General features: G+C 50.7%; 15 protein-coding genes. All 15 read left to right on the top strand.

Going from position 1 to position 15,902, the window contains the following annotated elements; all coding sequences use genetic code 11:
* Nucleotides 1-31: 31 nt before the first annotated feature.
* The 15 genes from EFBL_RS12990 (at nucleotide 32) to EFBL_RS12920 (ending at nucleotide 15,869) form a co-directional block, all read left to right on the top strand.
* On the top strand, nucleotides 32-838 hold the full coding sequence (locus EFBL_RS12990; RefSeq protein ID WP_096182544.1) for a flagellar motor protein: 807 nt from the start codon (nucleotides 32-34) through the stop codon (nucleotides 836-838).
* Nucleotides 822-1,577 carry a flagellar motor protein MotB gene (locus EFBL_RS12985; RefSeq protein WP_096182543.1) on the top strand — a complete coding sequence of 252 codons (756 nt, stop codon included), beginning with the start codon at nucleotides 822-824 and terminating at the stop codon, nucleotides 1,575-1,577. The genes EFBL_RS12990 and EFBL_RS12985 overlap by 17 nt, the downstream gene beginning before the upstream one ends.
* A gap of 196 nt (nucleotides 1,578-1,773) precedes the next feature.
* The gene (gene uvrB / locus EFBL_RS12980; RefSeq protein WP_096182575.1) at nucleotides 1,774-3,759 is read left to right on the top strand and encodes an excinuclease ABC subunit UvrB; all 1,986 of its coding nucleotides are present in this window, start codon (nucleotides 1,774-1,776) and stop codon (nucleotides 3,757-3,759) included.
* Nucleotides 3,760-3,884: 125 nt separating this feature from the next.
* Nucleotides 3,885-6,770, top strand: coding sequence for an excinuclease ABC subunit UvrA (gene uvrA / locus EFBL_RS12975; RefSeq protein WP_096182542.1), 2,886 nt, complete (start codon nucleotides 3,885-3,887; stop codon nucleotides 6,768-6,770).
* A 200-nt stretch (nucleotides 6,771-6,970) separates the two neighbouring features.
* Nucleotides 6,971-7,159 (top strand): PspC domain-containing protein, encoded by a 189-nt coding sequence (locus EFBL_RS12970; protein WP_096182541.1) that lies wholly within the window; start codon nucleotides 6,971-6,973, stop codon nucleotides 7,157-7,159.
* 43 nt (nucleotides 7,160-7,202) lie between these two features.
* Nucleotides 7,203-7,550: a phage holin family protein gene (locus EFBL_RS12965; protein WP_096182540.1), complete on the top strand. Its 348-nt coding sequence runs from the start codon at nucleotides 7,203-7,205 to the stop codon at nucleotides 7,548-7,550.
* Between the two features lie 115 nt (nucleotides 7,551-7,665).
* Complete coding sequence (locus EFBL_RS12960; protein WP_096182539.1) at nucleotides 7,666-8,490, top strand: Cof-type HAD-IIB family hydrolase; 825 nt, start codon at nucleotides 7,666-7,668, stop codon at nucleotides 8,488-8,490.
* A 22-nt stretch (nucleotides 8,491-8,512) separates the two neighbouring features.
* Nucleotides 8,513-9,484: a PucR family transcriptional regulator gene (locus EFBL_RS12955; RefSeq protein ID WP_165912591.1), complete on the top strand. Its 972-nt coding sequence runs from the start codon at nucleotides 8,513-8,515 to the stop codon at nucleotides 9,482-9,484.
* A 93-nt stretch (nucleotides 9,485-9,577) separates the two neighbouring features.
* Complete coding sequence (locus EFBL_RS12950) at nucleotides 9,578-10,687, top strand: ABC transporter ATP-binding protein (RefSeq protein WP_096182537.1); 1,110 nt, start codon at nucleotides 9,578-9,580, stop codon at nucleotides 10,685-10,687.
* Nucleotides 10,688-10,760: 73 nt separating this feature from the next.
* Nucleotides 10,761-11,696, top strand: coding sequence for an HPr(Ser) kinase/phosphatase (hprK, locus tag EFBL_RS12945; RefSeq protein ID WP_096182536.1), 936 nt, complete (start codon nucleotides 10,761-10,763; stop codon nucleotides 11,694-11,696).
* Between the two features lie 176 nt (nucleotides 11,697-11,872).
* Complete coding sequence (locus EFBL_RS21680) at nucleotides 11,873-13,315, top strand: M23 family metallopeptidase (RefSeq protein ID WP_096182535.1); 1,443 nt, start codon at nucleotides 11,873-11,875, stop codon at nucleotides 13,313-13,315.
* A gap of 149 nt (nucleotides 13,316-13,464) precedes the next feature.
* On the top strand, nucleotides 13,465-14,418 hold the full coding sequence (locus EFBL_RS12935; RefSeq protein ID WP_096182534.1) for a nucleoside recognition domain-containing protein: 954 nt from the start codon (nucleotides 13,465-13,467) through the stop codon (nucleotides 14,416-14,418).
* Nucleotides 14,419-14,437: 19 nt separating this feature from the next.
* Nucleotides 14,438-15,079 carry a pyrophosphatase PpaX gene (gene ppaX, locus EFBL_RS12930; protein ID WP_096182533.1) on the top strand — a complete coding sequence of 214 codons (642 nt, stop codon included), beginning with the start codon at nucleotides 14,438-14,440 and terminating at the stop codon, nucleotides 15,077-15,079.
* Between the two features lies 1 nt (nucleotide 15,080).
* Complete coding sequence (locus EFBL_RS12925; RefSeq protein ID WP_096182532.1) at nucleotides 15,081-15,572, top strand: acyltransferase; 492 nt, start codon at nucleotides 15,081-15,083, stop codon at nucleotides 15,570-15,572.
* Between the two features lie 84 nt (nucleotides 15,573-15,656).
* Nucleotides 15,657-15,869 carry a hypothetical protein gene (locus EFBL_RS12920; protein ID WP_096182531.1) on the top strand — a complete coding sequence of 71 codons (213 nt, stop codon included), beginning with the start codon at nucleotides 15,657-15,659 and terminating at the stop codon, nucleotides 15,867-15,869.
* The last annotated feature ends 33 nt before the right edge of the window (nucleotides 15,870-15,902 follow it).

The raw sequence follows: 15,902 nt of genomic DNA, 5'->3' as shown, positions 1-15,902 counted from the left end.
CAAATTCGTTTTGCAACAGGAGGAAGCAGAGATGGATATCACAACGATCCTGGGCTTGATTCTTGGTGTCGGTTTCTTGGGCGGTGCCTTTGTCATGGAGGGTGGACATATCACGTCCCTGTTCCAGATAACGGCCGCCATGATCGTGTTTGGCGGAACATTTGCAGCCCTGATGGTGAGCACGCCAATGGAACAATTGAAACAGATCCCGAAGATCTTAAAGATCGCATTCACTCACAAGTCAAGGGATCCGCTGGAGGTGATCGACGAATTGGTGATTCTGGCGACGATTGCCCGACGGGAAGGGATTCTCGCCCTGGAAGAAAAGATTGATACTTATGATGACGAGTTTTTCAAAAATGGGGTAAGACTTGTCGTGGACGGGGTGGACCCGGAGCTTGTCCGCAGCATCATGGAAACGGAACTCTCCTTTATCGAAGAACGTCATAACAAGGGTGCCCAGATCTTTGAACAAATGGGCGGCTTTGCACCCACCATGGGGATTATCGGAACCGTGATGGGACTGGTGCACGTGTTGTCGAACCTGGAAGACGCCGCCAAATTGGGGCCTGCCATCGCCCTTGCTTTCATTGCAACGTTATACGGTGTAGCATCCGCCAACCTTGCCTGGCTGCCAATCGCCAATAAGCTTAAAGTGCGAAGCAAACAGGAAGTGTTGATTCGCGAACTGATGATTGAAGGAATCCTATCGATTCAGGCCGGTGAGAATCCGAACATACTGGCCCAGAAGCTGAAAGTGTTCCTGGCGCCCACAAGCCGTACAAAGAATGAGGCAGCTGAACGAGAGGTAGGCGGAACCAATGTCGAGACGGCGTAAGCAGCATGGGGGCGGGCACGACAACCTCGAACGCTGGCTGCTGACCTATGCGGACCTGATCACGCTATTGATGATTTTCTTCGTTGTGCTGTATGCCCTGTCAAAAATCGATGTCACCAGATACGAACAATTGGCCATCTCTCTGAACCAGTCGTTTTATGACGGGTCTACCGGGGTAATGCGGACCAAGTTTGAAAAATCCTACGGACAACCCAACGAGTCGGGACAATCGGTGGACAAAAAAGTCCTGGAAGCGAGCCAGAAGATGGTGGAAGAGAACCAGCGGCTGAAGGACGCGGAGGAAAAACTCAAGCAGCATATTCAGCAAAACGGGCTGCAGGACAAGGTCATGGTGGAACTGACCGAACAAAAAGGCTTACAACTCACACTGCGGGACGTTGCCTTGTTTGACACGGGATCAGCCGTATTAAAGAAAGATGCGGAAAAAATTCTTTCCGGTCTGGCGCCATTTCTAAAGGTAATGCCGAACAAAATCTCGGTGGAAGGGCATACGGACAATATTCCGATTCATAACGACCAGTTCCGGTCGAATTTTGACCTGTCCGCCGCCCGGGCCTTGAATGTCTTGTATTACCTGCAAAGCGAAGGGATCAAATCCGAACTCTTATCAGCGACGGGGTTTGGGGAGTACCAGCCGGTGGCAGACAACAATACGCCGGAGGGCCGTGCGGCCAATCGTCGAGTCAACATTATCATCATGCGAAATCAGATAAAATAAGCGATGGAACAAAGGGGAGCGACCGGAATCAGCCGGTTGGCTCCTTTTTTGCACTGAACTGGATTTTGCAAAACATTTTCGGTACAATAGAACAGTAGTTCGGGTTCAGATCGAATACAGTGCCTAAATAAAAATATTATGTAACCTGAGGTTCGGAATTTTGTATAATGGACTCTATGGAGAAAGGGTGGGGATGATGGCGGAACGGACTGGCGTTTTTAAGCTGAAATCGGAATATGCCCCGCGGGGTGACCAGCCTAAAGCGATTGATGCTCTGGTCAATGGGATCCGATCCGGCATGAAGCAGCAGGTGCTGCTTGGGGTGACCGGTTCCGGAAAAACCTTTACGATGGCAAACGTGATTGCAAAAGTAAACAAACCGACTCTGGTGCTGGCGCCCAACAAAACATTGGCAGCCCAGCTGGCAGCCGAATTCAAGGAGTTTTTTCCGGAAAACGCGGTGGAGTTTTTTGTTTCCTACTACGATTACTACCAGCCGGAAGCGTATATACCTTCTTCCGATACTTATATTGAGAAAGACGCCAAGATCAATGACGAGATCGACAAACTGCGCCACTCGGCAACCAGTTCGTTGCTGGAACGGAACGACGTGATTGTGGTGGGATCGGTGTCTTCCATTTACGGATTGGGAAGTCCCACCGAATATGCGGCTCACGTCCTGTCGCTTCGTGTGGGAATGGAGAAACCAAGGAACGACATCTTGCGGAAGCTTGTCGAAATGCAGTATGAACGAAACGATATCAATTTTATCCGGGGTACGTTCCGCGTTCGCGGCGACGTGTTGGAAATCTTCCCGGCATCCCGCAGCGAAAAAGCTTTTCGCGTGGAATTGTTCGGGGATGAGATTGAACGGATCACGGAAATTGATGTGGTAACAGGCGAAATTGTGGGTGCCCGACAGCACATTGCCATCTTTCCGGCTTCCCACTTCGTTACCTCCGGCGACAAGATGCAGCGGGCGATCGAAAGCATCCGGGCGGAACTGGAAACAAGATTGGCGGAGCTGCGGGATGCCGGCAAGCTCCTGGAAGCACAGCGGCTGGAGCAGCGCACCAATTATGATCTGGAAATGATGGCGGAGATCGGGTTCTGCTCAGGTATTGAAAACTATTCCCGCCATCTGGAAGGACGACCGGCAGGATCAGCTCCCAATACGTTGCTTGACTATTTTCCCAAGGATTATCTGCTGATCATTGATGAATCCCACGTTGCTGTTCCGCAAGTCGGCGGAATGTATAACGGAGACCGCAACCGCAAGTTGACGCTGATTGAGCACGGCTTCCGCCTGCCTTCAGCGGCGGACAACCGGCCGCTGAAATTTGAAGAGTTTGAGCGGCGAATGAACCAGGTGATCCATGTATCGGCAACACCGGGTGACTATGAACTGGAACATGCTGAACAAGTTGTGGAACAGATCATTCGGCCGACAGGACTTATCGATCCTCGAATCGAGGTGCGTCCGATCAAGGGCCAGATTGACGATCTGGTAGGTGAAATCAACAAGCGGATCAAGCGGGATGAACGGGTCCTTGTCACCACACTGACGAAGAAAATGGCGGAAGACCTGACAGATTACTTCAAGGAACTGGGGATTAAGGTCCGTTATTTGCACTCGGACATCAAAACACTGGAACGTATGATGATACTTCGGGATTTGCGAATGGGTGTTTTCGATGTGTTGATCGGCATCAACCTGCTGCGGGAGGGATTGGACTTGCCGGAAGTTTCTCTGGTAGCCATTCTTGACGCAGACAAGGAAGGCTTCCTGCGGGCGGAGAGATCCCTGATCCAGACGATTGGCCGGGCTGCCCGTAATGCAGACGGTCATGTCATCATGTACGCGGATACGATTACCAAGTCAATGAAAGTAGCGATTGATGAAACCAATCGCCGACGAAGTATTCAGGAAGCTTACAACAAGGAGCATGGAATCACTCCGCAAACGGTTCGCAAGGCTGTTCGTGACGTGATCGAAGCAACCAAGGCGGCCGAAACGAAAACGGAATACAATGTGAAGAAGAATGTTGACAAGATGTCGAAGAAAGAGCGTGAGCAGTTGATCAAGACGCTGGAGAAGGAAATGAAAGAGGCTGCCAAAGCTTTGCAGTTTGAACGTGCAGCTGAGCTTCGCGACATTATACTGGAATTGTCCGCTTCCTAAGAGACGGAAAGCTGAGAATCGGTTGCGACAGATGTCGAACCGGAAATTGCAATTCTCGACTCGAATGGTTGCCGGTTCGACATTTTTCCCGGGAAATGTAGAAATGTGCAGAAAAGGAGAACTTTATGGCACAAGAATATATCGTAATCAAGGGTGCACGTGCCCATAATCTGAAAAACATCGACGTCCAGATCCCAAGGGATAAACTGGTTGTGCTGACAGGACTTAGCGGCTCGGGTAAGTCCTCGCTGGCATTCGACACCATATACGCGGAAGGACAGCGCCGGTATGTGGAATCCCTTTCCGCCTATGCCAGGCAGTTTTTGGGCCAGATGGACAAACCGGATGTCGATTCGATCGACGGGTTGTCCCCGGCCATTTCCATCGACCAGAAGACCACAAGCCGCAATCCCCGTTCTACGGTGGGAACGGTAACTGAAATCTACGATTATTTGCGGCTGTTGTTCGCGCGTATCGGACAGCCGTTTTGTCCGAACTGTGACATTCCCATCTCTTCTCAGACTGTAGAACAGATGGTGGATCGGGTTCTGGAACTGCCTGAAAGGACGAAGATCCAGATCTTTGCGCCGCTTGTCAGGGGACGCAAGGGGGAACACAGCAAACTGCTGGAGGATATCGCCAAGCAAGGCTTTGTTCGTGTCCGTGTAGATGGCGAGATTCGGGATCTGTCAGAAAAGATCGTGCTCGAAAAGAACAAAAAGCATACGATCGAAGCGGTGGTAGACAGAATTGTTGTAAAGGACGACGTCGCCACACGTTTGGCCGATTCATTGGAAACAGCCCTGAACCTTGCAGGGGGATCGGTGGTTGTTGGTGTTGTGGACGGAGAGGAAATGGTCTTCTCCCAGAACCTGGGCTGCCCGGAATGTGGATTCTCAGTGGAAGAACTGAGTCCGCGGATGTTTTCTTTCAACTCCCCTTACGGTGCATGTGGAACCTGTTCCGGGTTGGGCACGAATATGGAAGTGGATCCTGATCTTGTGATCCCTGACCGTTCAAAGACGTTGGAAGAAGGGGCTCTGGTTCCCTGGGCGGGGACGGCGTCCAATTACTACCCTCAATTGTTGGCATCCGCCTGTAAACATTTTGGGATCAAAATGAATGTTCCCGTTGAGGAAATCCCTCAGGAGAGACTGGCGAAACTGCTGTATGGCGCTCCTGGAGAAAAGATTCGCTTCCACTATGAAAATGATTTTGGTCAAACCAAGGTGGCGGAAGTGTTCTTCGAAGGCTTGATTCCGAATTTGGAACGGCGTTATCGTGAGACCGCGTCCGACTACATCCGTGAGTTCATTGAGGAATACATGAGCGCCAAGCCCTGCCCGGCCTGCAACGGAGACCGTTTGAAGCCGGAGGTGCTGGCAGTCAGGATTCATGGCTATAACATTTCCCAGGTTACTCGTCTGTCGGTGAACGAGGCATTGGACTACTTTGAGAATCTGCAGTTGACTGAGAAGGAAGAGGCGATTGCCCGACTGATCCTTAAGGAAATTCGATCCCGCCTCGGCTTCCTGCGCAATGTTGGCTTGGATTATCTGTCTCTCAGCCGTGCGGCTGGCACTCTGTCCGGCGGGGAAGCCCAGCGTATCCGTTTGGCCACTCAGATTGGATCGGCATTGACGGGTGTACTGTATGTACTGGACGAACCGTCGATTGGCTTGCACCAACGGGACAATGCCCGTTTGATTCGTACCCTTGAACACATGCGCGATCTCGGAAACACGCTGATCGTAGTGGAACATGACGAAGATACAATGCTGGCATCCGACTGGATTATCGATATCGGGCCGGGAGCGGGCATCCACGGCGGGCGCATTGTGGCGCAGGGAACACCCGAGGACGTGATGAATGACGAGAATTCGTTGACAGGACAATACCTGTCCGGCAAAAAGATGATTCCTGTGCCTGAGAAAAGGCGAAAGCCAAACGGCAAATGGATTGAAATCCAGGGTGCAACAGAGAATAACCTGAAGAATATTTCCGTCAAGTTTCCTCTGGGTGTTTTCAGTTGTGTGACGGGGGTGTCAGGATCCGGCAAATCCACCCTGGTCAACGAAATCCTGCATAAGGCTTTGGCTCATCATTTGAACGGAGCGAGAACCAAAGCGGGTGCCCATAAAAAGATCACCGGTCTGGAGCATCTGGATAAAGTAATCGATATCGACCAATCACCGATCGGACGGACCCCGCGGTCCAACCCGGCAACCTACACCGGTGTGTTTGATGATATCCGGGATGTGTTTGCCACCACCAACGAAGCAAAGATTCGCGGATACAAAAAAGGCCGGTTTTCCTTCAATGTAAAGGGAGGACGATGTGAAGCCTGCCGTGGCGACGGAATCATCAAGATTGAAATGCACTTCCTGCCGGATGTTTACGTACCGTGTGAGGTCTGCAAAGGTCGGCGCTATAACCGGGAGACCCTGGAAGTGAAATACAAGGGCAAAAGTATCGCGGACGTATTGGACATGACCGTGGAAGATGCCCTTGAGTTCTTCAAGAATGTCCCGCGCATTCAACGTAAATTGCAGACCCTGTTTGATGTCGGCCTGGGGTATATCCGGTTGGGTCAACCGGCCACCACGTTATCCGGAGGGGAAGCCCAACGGGTGAAGCTGGCTTCTGAACTGCACAGGCGCAGCAACGGACGAACCATGTACATCCTGGATGAACCGACCACCGGTCTGCACATCGCAGACATCGAACGGTTGCTGCAGGTTCTTCAGCGGCTTGTGGATGGGGGGGATTCCGTATTGGTGATTGAACACAATCTGGATGTGATCAAGACGGCTGATTATCTGATTGACCTTGGGCCGGAAGGCGGCGACAAGGGAGGTACGATTGTTGCGACTGGCACTCCGGAACAGGTTGCAAAAGTTGCGGCATCCCACACGGGAGCCTTTTTGGGACCGATTCTGGAGAGGGATAAACAGCGTTCCAAGACAAAGAGAGACAAACAAAAATCCAAAGCCAAGACGGCCGTATCCTAAACGATGATGATGAAGCCACTATGACAGTCATAGTGGCTTCATCTGTTAGAAGTTATGGAAGCGAAGACGGGAACGGTAAATGGCTAAGCCATTGTGCTTGAAGGGATATCGTGTCTACCTGTCGTCTAATTTAAAGAGTGAAACTTATTGTGTGATCAATCGTATATCAAAACGAAGACATGGACGAGGGGTGTTTGTAAATGAAAAAGCTCGTGCGTTCCCGGAGACAACGGATGATTGCAGGAGTTTGTGGTGGGATTGCGGAATATTTTGATGTGGACCCAACTGTTGTAAGAGTGGCTTACGTGCTTCTTTCCATCCTGACAGCCGCTTTTCCCGGAATTCTGGTGTATTTGCTCCTGATTCTGATCATTCCGAACGAGAACTGATGGGAATGGCCCACTTCAGACAGGTGATGCAGGAGGTGAAAAAGTGGGAATCGTGATCCGAATTCTGCTCAATGCCCTTGCCCTTGTCATAGTGGCATGGATGTTTGACGGGATTTCTTTTGCCTCCGGCACCGAAGGTGTTCTGTCAGCTATCTGGGCCGGATTGATCCTTGGGGTTGTCAATCTGATTGTCAAACCGATAGTTCGGCTTTTGGCACTGCCTGTTACTGTTTTGACATTAGGGATCTTCGGGCTGATTATCAACGCCCTGATGCTTAAACTGGTGGATTGGTTTACACCCGGTTTTACTGTGGACGGGTTTTTTGCCGCATTCTTCGGAGCCATTGTACTGTCGATAGTATCGGCAATTCTGAACCTTTTTACCGAGTAAAACCCCGAGCAATCAAAGACAAGGCGGTCAGTATTCATTGCGGCCGCCTTTTCTTTTTGTCCCGATTTGCGATATAGTAAGTGAAACTGAGGAGGAATGGAGCGAATCAACTATCATGGCCCGAGAAACAACAGATATTCACACCCGATATAAGCTTGTGGCAATCGATCTGGACGATACTTTGCTTCGGCAGGATTTATCGATTTCGGAACGCAACCGGGAGGCAATCCGGCTTACAATTAAACGAGGGGTTACGGTTACAATTGCAACAGGCCGTATGTATGCTTCTGCAAGCCGTTTTGCCAGGCAACTTGAACTGGATGTTCCATTAATCACCTATCAGGGTGCGCTGATCAAGACATCGCTTACGGGTGAGGTCTTGTACGAAAAACTATTGGAACCCGATGTCGCACTGGCAGCCATTGATCTGGCGAAAACAAGTGGCCTTCATGTACAGGCGTATGCGGATGACGCACTTTATACACAGAAAGAAAACAAGAATGTTCGCGACTACGCTGAATTGGTCGGAGTTTCATACAGAGTGGCGGATTTGCACGAGATTGCCAAACGTGGCACACCCAAAGTTCTCTATTCGGGTGATCCTGATTTTCTTGACCGGTTTGCCAAAGAAGTCCAACGGATTTTGGGTGACCGGGCCAATGTGTTTAAGTCAAAGCCGTATTTTCTGGAAGTAACTCACCCGCAGGCAACCAAAGGACAAGCTTTGGATTTTCTTGTCCAGCGGCTGGGAATTAATCGGGAGCAGGTGATTGCCATGGGGGACAGTTACAATGACCTTGATATGATTGAGTATGCGGGGCTTGGAATCGTCATGGAAAATGCGCCGGAACCCATCCGGCGGTCGGCTGATTACATAACGGGCCACCATGAGCAGGATGGCGTGGCGGAAGCGCTGGACCGCTTTATTCTGCAAGTTTGACGGGGCTGAGGGGGGGACCTGTATGGACTGGTTCCGTGAACTGAAGGAAGTGTTGGGAAACCGAATCCGCCTGGAGTCGGAAATGGAGGGAATGACCTCCAACGTTGCCAGTTCAACGGAAGGGGAAGTGCGGCTTCCGGCAGGATACGGGCGATCCGTTGTCCTGGACATAGAAGGACTGTCACCGGAGTTGGTACAGTTGGTTCGATTGTTGGTGGAAAAGAATACGGAGTCCTGCAAGGGACAAACCGGTCAATGGTTTCAACAACTGATCGATAACCGGCTGCAGGCGGAGCAGTTGGAGCGGGAATCCCGTCGTCAGCAATGGAACATCCGGCTGCCTGCAGTGGCTGCTTGTATGGAACTGCAGGGAAATGAATCCGAGGATCCGCTGATTCTGCTGGAAGAGATCCTGTCCGACCGGGACGGTGTTGTGTTTGCCAAATCAGCGGTCAACAGGATCTGGTTCTACCTGCCTCTTCTCGAGGGGGAGACCACCAATGAACTAAAGGCGCTTTGTGAAAAAGTGACGGATACCCTCATGGCGGAACTTTACTTGACAGGCCGTTTGGGTGTCAGCACCCCGATTTCAAATTTTCAGGAGCTGTCTGCAGCCGTTAAGCAGGCAGAGGTGGCTCTCAAGGCGGGCAAGGCGTTTCGTGCCGGACAGTCGCTGCATTTTTACGGGAATTTGGGGGTGGCCCATTTGCTGTACGGGGTTGCTCCTGACGCCAAAGCGGCATATCTGGGAGAGGTACTGCCGGAATGTGAAAGAAACAGCCTTTCCCAAGATCTTAGGGAAACCATCCATACATTTGCGCAACGCGGCCAAAATATGGCGGAAACGGCACGGGCCCTGTTCATTCACAGGAACACGCTTCTTTACCGCATTGATAAAATTTACGAGATAACCGGTAAAGATATCCGGCGGTTTGAAGATCTGGCGGTGTTGTGGCTGGCACTGGCGCTGCTGAATGAGCAGAATGCACAATGAGGATCGTCCACTTTCGTGCAAAGCGTCCAATAGTATGGGCGCTGTTTTCATCTTATAGTAGATAGTGAAACAAGACCGAGGGGGAAACTCAAAATGGCACGTGTTCAGCTTAAACATGTCTACAAGCGCTATGCGGGCGACGTGGTAGCGGTGAAAGATTTTCATCTCGACATTCAGGATCAGGAATTTATTGTTTTGGTGGGGCCGTCCGGTTGCGGAAAGTCCACCACTCTCCGGATGATAGCCGGACTCGAGGAAATTTCCGAAGGGGAACTGTGGATCGGCGACCGCCTGGTCAATGATGTACATCCTAAGGATCGCGACATTGCGATGGTGTTCCAAAACTATGCATTGTATCCGCACATGAACGTGTATGACAACATTTCGTTCGGTTTGAAATTGCGTAAGTTCTCCAAACAGGAAATTGACCGGCGGGTGCGTGAGGCGGCAAAGATTCTCGATATTGAGCACCTGCTTGACAGAAAGCCAAAGGCTCTTTCCGGCGGTCAGCGTCAACGGGTGGCTCTGGGACGGGCAATTGTCCGGGAACCGCAAGTGTTCCTGATGGATGAACCGCTTTCCAACCTGGACGCCAAACTCCGCGTTCAGATGAGAACGGAAATTTCAAAGCTGCACAAACGGCTTAAGACCACCTTTATCTACGTGACCCACGATCAAACGGAAGCGATGACGATGGGGGACCGGATTGTCGTAATGAAAGACGGCGTTGTCCAACAAGTCGGAACTCCTGTTGAACTGTACAACCACCCGACCAACATGTTTGTTGCTTCCTTTATCGGTTCGCCCGCCATGAACTTCCTGAACGGAAAGCTGGTGGAAGAGGGAGGTTCCATTTATTTTCGTGCCCAAGGCGTTACCCTGCTGATTCCGGAAGGACGTTACAGTGTGCTGCGGGACAAGGGGATTGTCGGGAAAGAAGTAGTATTCGGAATCCGCCCGGAGAACATTCACGATGAACCGATGTATCTGGAGACTTATTCCAATGCAACAATCCAGGCCGAGGTTGAGGTTGTGGAGATGCTTGGCGCGGAAGAATATCTCTACCTTGACGTTCAAGGCCAACAGGTGACAGCACGGGTTGATGCGCGTGCGGACATTAAGGCGGGCACCACAATCAGTCTGGCGTTTGACATGAACAAATCTCATATTTTTGACAAAGAATCACAACAGGCAGTTTACTAAACAACTACACTTTCCGTGGTCAGGTGCATTTTGGTATCCTGAGCACGGAATCATTTTTTTGGGGGTGAGCCGATTGCGAAAATCAATTCAGACCCATAAATTGATAGAGGAATTTGACCTTGTTCTGTTGAATCCGGGTGCGGACATCACCCGTGAAATCCAGGTAAGCGATATCAATCGGCCGGGTTTGGCGTTGGCCGGTTTCTTTACCTATCATCCGGCTGAACGGGTGCAGTTGTTGGGACGGACAGAACTGGCTTTCTTTAACTCGATGCAGGAGTTTGATCAAAGGGCAAGGGCGGACGCTTTGTGCCGCTTTGAACAAACGCCCTGTATTGTGGTGTCGCGTGATCAGGATTTGCCGGAAGTGTTGTTGGAAGCAGCCAGCCATTACGGACTCCCCGTCCTGCGGGCCAAGCTCAATACCACCAAACTGGCGGGAAGCCTGCAAAGGTTTCTGGATTTGAAACTGGCTCCCGAGACACAGGTGCACGGGGTGTTGGTGGATGTGTACGGGATTGGCATTCTGATTATGGGGTCCTCCGGTATCGGAAAGAGCGAAACGGCTCTTGAACTGATAAAAAGAGGACACCGTCTTGTGGCGGATGATGCGGTGGAAATTCACCAGATGGAAGATGAAGTGCTCTATGGAGAATCCCCCGACCTCTTGAAAAATCTTCTGGAGATCAGGGGCCTTGGAATTCTCAACGTAATGACACTGTTTGGGGCAGGAGCCATCCGGACGCGCAAACAGCTTGAATTCGTCATTCGCCTGGAAATGTGGAAGGAAGGCATGTTAATTGACCGATTAGGGCTTGACGAAAACAAAATCCGGATCCTGGATACCGAGTTGCCTTGCATTACACTGCCTGTCATGCCAGGACGCAACCTGGCGGTTCTGATTGAAGTGGCCGCCATGAACCAGCGTCTCAAGCGTATGGGATACCATGCGGCAAGAGACCTGTCGGAGAAACTGTTGCTGGCCATCGAAGAACAGGAGAATAATTGATTCTGTCCAACATAGTGTAGAAATAGGCATCGCCAACGCAATGTTGGCGTTTTCTTTGGACTCGACAAATTTGTAACCAAAATGAAACATATATTCTGAAGGATTGAGTCGATATTTATCGAATATGAGGAGTTGGTCATGCATATATAGTTTACTAGCCAGGAGGAGGTCGAGGCATGGCAGATTTACAGTCAGGATGGCATACACATCTTCGAACGATCGCCGTTGCCAATAAAGAGTACACATTAGACCAACTGTCCCAGATCAATTCCAGAAACATCATTCAGGATATAAAGAATCAACTCGGAAAAACATTCACCGTAAGAAAAACGGCTGCGGCCGCAGTGCTCGTGACTCTTACCGCGCTCGGTGCAATGGCGATATCGGAAACGGTCGGAAATACCGGGACGTATTACAAAGTTTTCGTTGATGGCCAGTATGTGGGCGATGTAAAAGATCCGAACTTTGTTTACGAGAAAATCTCTTCATTGGGAGAGAAATTGAATGCGACCGTTTCCTTGGTTCCGATTCACCGCAATAGAGACCATCGCTCGAATGAAGCGGAAGTGTCATTGGCAATCAATGATGCCATGAATCCCCAAGCAAGTGCGGTCATGATAAGTGTCGACGGAAAGGATGTGGCCGCAGTCAGCGATGAAGCGGCAGCCCGGGCAGTGATAGAACAGCTCAAAGCGAAATTCGCCTCTGGTGACAGTGCCGTCAAAGAAGTGAAAATCATGCAGGTTATTGATTTTCAGACGACCCGTGTCAATAGAGACGAGGTTCGCTCGGTAGATTCCGTAGTCGACATGCTTTTGCAAACAAAGGAGAAACCAAAGAAGTATCTGGTTTCCCGCGGCGAATCTCTCTGGACCATTGCGGCGAGAAACCAGACTTCCGTTGACAAGCTTTTGGCAGCCAATCCTCAAATCAAGAACGAGAACGCATTGCAGGAGGGTCAGGAGATTGCCATCAACAAGGTGGAACCCCTGGTAACCGTGGAAACCGTGGAGGAAGTTACACGAACCGTGCCGATTGAGTTTGAGACGGAGACCCGGTTTGATGACTCGCTGAACAAGGGAGTAGAGGTTGTCGTTACTGAAGGACAGGCGGGAGAGAAAGTCCAAAAGGTTCAGATCCGCAAGAAGAACGGGAAAGTTTATGCGGAAGTCGTGTTAAATGAACAGATTATCAAGGAGAAGGTCAACAAAGTTGTCCGAATGGGAACCAAAGGTGCGACGGTGGCGTCCGGTGACTGGGTTTGGCCGGTGGCATCGCGAACCATTTCGTCTCCTTATGGGGAGTGGAGGGGACGCAGCCAACACCTGGCAGTGGATATCAGTGCCCCGACCGGAACAGCGGTCTTCGCTTCCAACAATGGCCGGGTCACTTATGCCGGATGGGATGGTGCATACGGTAACACCGTCAGAGTCAGTCACGGAAACGGTGTGGTATCAGTTTACGCCCACCTGTCTTCCATCAGTGTTTCCGTCGGCCAGCAGGTAGACAAAGGTCAGGTCATTGGCGGTGTTGGCTCAACAGGCAATTCAACCGGCCCCCATCTCCATTATGAAGTACGGGTGAACGGCGTTCCGGTAAACCCTTCACCCTATATGTAAATGCAGAAGAGGTCTCATCTGAGACGGGTTGATATAAACGGGTTAGGAACTCAAGATCCTAACCCGTTTCCTGTTTTAGAACAAAGACTTGGTTGAATGGTTACTATTCTTCTATAATAAATACAATGCGGCAATGGGGAGAGGACAAAATGGAGCGAGGCGTTTGGAGCAGAGGGCTGCAAGCGGGTCTGAAGACAACGTGGGTGCTTAGCAAAGTGATTGTGCCTGTCACAATTCTGGTTACCCTATTGAAACATACACCGGTGATCGGATGGATCGTTTCCTTGTTCGAACCGGTGATGAACTGGCTGGGCCTGCCGGGGGAGGCGGCTGTGGTTCTGGGCTTGGGGTTTGTACTGAATTTGTATGCGGCTATAGGTGCAATGTTTGTGCTGCCGTTAAGCTCTTATGCGATCTTGGTGCTGGCTGTTATGCTCAGCTTTGCCCATAACCTTTTGGTGGAGACGGCTGTTTCCAAGCGAACAGGGTTGTCGGCTGGAGTGGTTGCTTTCATTCGCATTGGAACCGCCTTCCTGGCTGCGGCTCTGTTTCGACTGTTTGCTCCGGCTGATGCGCTTGGCGAAACAATCGCAGGAGCTCAGATGAAGATGGATCCCTACTTCTGGGATATGGATATCTCTGTCTTTGTGCGGGAGATTTTTGACAAGGCATGGACAGCCGTTTGGCAGTTAGCCTTGATTGTGATTCCACTCATGCTTGTGATTCAAATTCTGAAGGAAATCAAGTTTCTGGACCGTTTGGCAGGTTGGATGAGACCGGTTACCCGATTGTTGGGACTGCCGGAGAAAGCGGCGATTCCGCTATTGGCAGGGTTTTTCTTCGGTTTGGCTTATGGAGCGGGTGTGATCCTGCAAGCGACCCGGGAAGAGAAGTTTACCCGGCGAGAATTGTACCTGCTGTTTATCTTTCTGATATTGTGCCACGCAGCGGTAGAAGACACCCTGTTATTTGTGCCGCTGGGAGTAAGTGCGTGGCTGCTCTTGGGAATCAGGTTTGTGGCGGCCGTGGTGATCACTGCAGTATTGTCCAGAATCTGGCGGGAGCAATCGGTGCGGCAGGTGGCGGTTGGCAGCGGCAAATAACAAACCAATGGAGGCAGCAATGAAATACCCCTACATTTTGTTTGATCTTGACGGTACTTTGATTGATACCAATGAATTGATACTGCAGTCGTTTGAACATACTTTGGAGCTGTTTTTTCCGGGTCGGTTCACAAGACAAGACGTGCTGCCTTATATGGGGGAGCCGCTTGTCACCCAGTTTAGCCGGTGGGCATCTGCCGAACAGGTGCCTTTGTTGGTCGATACCTATCGGAAATTCAACGTGGAAAACCATGATCGGCTGGTGACGATTTTCCCAAATGTGTTGGAATCGATAACCGAATTGAAACAACAAGGCTGCAAAATGGCGGTTGTAACCAGCAAGATGCGGTTGACTGCCATGATGGGGCTGCGTTTGTTTGGTTTGGACCGGTTTATGGACACCGTCATCACAATTGAAGATACGGACAAGCACAAACCGGATCCTGCACCGCTTCTTCTGGCGATGGATCAATTGGAAGCAGACCCTGGCAGGACGCTGATGGTTGGTGACTCACCCTTTGACATTCTGGGGGGACAAGCGGCCGGCACGTCCACTTGTGGAGTTGCCTGGAGTTTAAGGGGACCTGAGGGGCTTGCGCCTTATAATCCCAAATACCTGATTGATGATATGCGAGAACTTCTGTCGATATTGAGGAGGTAATATGAGGAAAACGGAACGGTATCCGGTTCAGGGGGCGAACGCTCTGTGGCAATTGTACAAAACGGTGTCATTCTGGAAAGTGGTGCGCAATTTTATCGTGATTCAGGTTGCGCGGTATACCCCTTTTCTAAGTGTGAAAAATTGGATGTACAGAACGTTTATCGGGACACGGGTAGGAAGCAGGACCGCCTTTGGCCTGATGGTCATGCTGGACATTATGTTCCCGGAGCGGATCCGAATCGGGCGTAACTGTATTATTGGCTATAACACCACAATCCTTGCACATGAATACCTGATTGACGAGTACAGGCTGGGCGATGTAATTATCGGGGATGAAGTGATGATCGGGGCCAATTCTACTGTGCTTCCGGGGGTCACCATTGGCGACCGGGCGGTTATCGGGGCCGGGTCCCTTGTCAACCGGGACATTCCGGCAGGGGCGTTTGCTGCCGGCAATCCAATCCGGATTATCCGGGAGGGGACCGAAGAATAGTCTTTCTGCCCCGACATCTTTGTTCATTAATTTGTCACAAATTGAATAGAGTGTACTACAATCCGATAACTGGAGGGATTCCAAGTGAAGAGCCTCGCAGTTGTGTTTTGGGCGGGTGTCCTCGGAGTTGTAGTCATGTTGGTTTATTGGGCCGTGTTCGGTGTGGACTGGCGGCAGATCCTTGATGTGCAAAGTCCCTGGTTTATTTTGCTGCTTCTCTGTGGAATGATATTTGGAGTCTTGGTACCCTTCGCGTTGATGGAAGATTCATTAAAAGGAATAAGAAAGGACCGTTAAGGGAAACGGTTACAAAGCAAGCGGCTTTGCCTG

Source organism: Effusibacillus lacus (genome assembly GCF_002335525.1).
Classification (GTDB): domain Bacteria; phylum Bacillota; class Bacilli; order Tumebacillales; family Effusibacillaceae; genus Effusibacillus; species Effusibacillus lacus.
The sequence above is the reverse complement of the archived record's forward strand: the minus strand, read 5'-3'. Positions and strand labels throughout refer to the sequence as shown.

Coding starts and splice junctions, on each gene's coding strand:
- EFBL_RS12990 (WP_096182544.1), top strand. CDS start 32: ATGGATATCACAACGATCCTGGGCTTGATTCTTGGTGTCGGTTTCTTG.
- EFBL_RS12985 (WP_096182543.1), top strand. CDS start 822: ATGTCGAGACGGCGTAAGCAGCATGGGGGCGGGCACGACAACCTCGAA.
- uvrB (WP_096182575.1), top strand. CDS start 1,774: ATGGCGGAACGGACTGGCGTTTTTAAGCTGAAATCGGAATATGCCCCG.
- uvrA (WP_096182542.1), top strand. CDS start 3,885: ATGGCACAAGAATATATCGTAATCAAGGGTGCACGTGCCCATAATCTG.
- EFBL_RS12970 (WP_096182541.1), top strand. CDS start 6,971: ATGAAAAAGCTCGTGCGTTCCCGGAGACAACGGATGATTGCAGGAGTT.
- EFBL_RS12960 (WP_096182539.1), top strand. CDS start 7,666: ATGGCCCGAGAAACAACAGATATTCACACCCGATATAAGCTTGTGGCA.
- EFBL_RS12955 (WP_165912591.1), top strand. CDS start 8,513: ATGGACTGGTTCCGTGAACTGAAGGAAGTGTTGGGAAACCGAATCCGC.
- EFBL_RS12950 (WP_096182537.1), top strand. CDS start 9,578: ATGGCACGTGTTCAGCTTAAACATGTCTACAAGCGCTATGCGGGCGAC.
- EFBL_RS21680 (WP_096182535.1), top strand. CDS start 11,873: ATGGCAGATTTACAGTCAGGATGGCATACACATCTTCGAACGATCGCC.
- EFBL_RS12935 (WP_096182534.1), top strand. CDS start 13,465: ATGGAGCGAGGCGTTTGGAGCAGAGGGCTGCAAGCGGGTCTGAAGACA.
- ppaX (WP_096182533.1), top strand. CDS start 14,438: ATGAAATACCCCTACATTTTGTTTGATCTTGACGGTACTTTGATTGAT.
- EFBL_RS12925 (WP_096182532.1), top strand. CDS start 15,081: ATGAGGAAAACGGAACGGTATCCGGTTCAGGGGGCGAACGCTCTGTGG.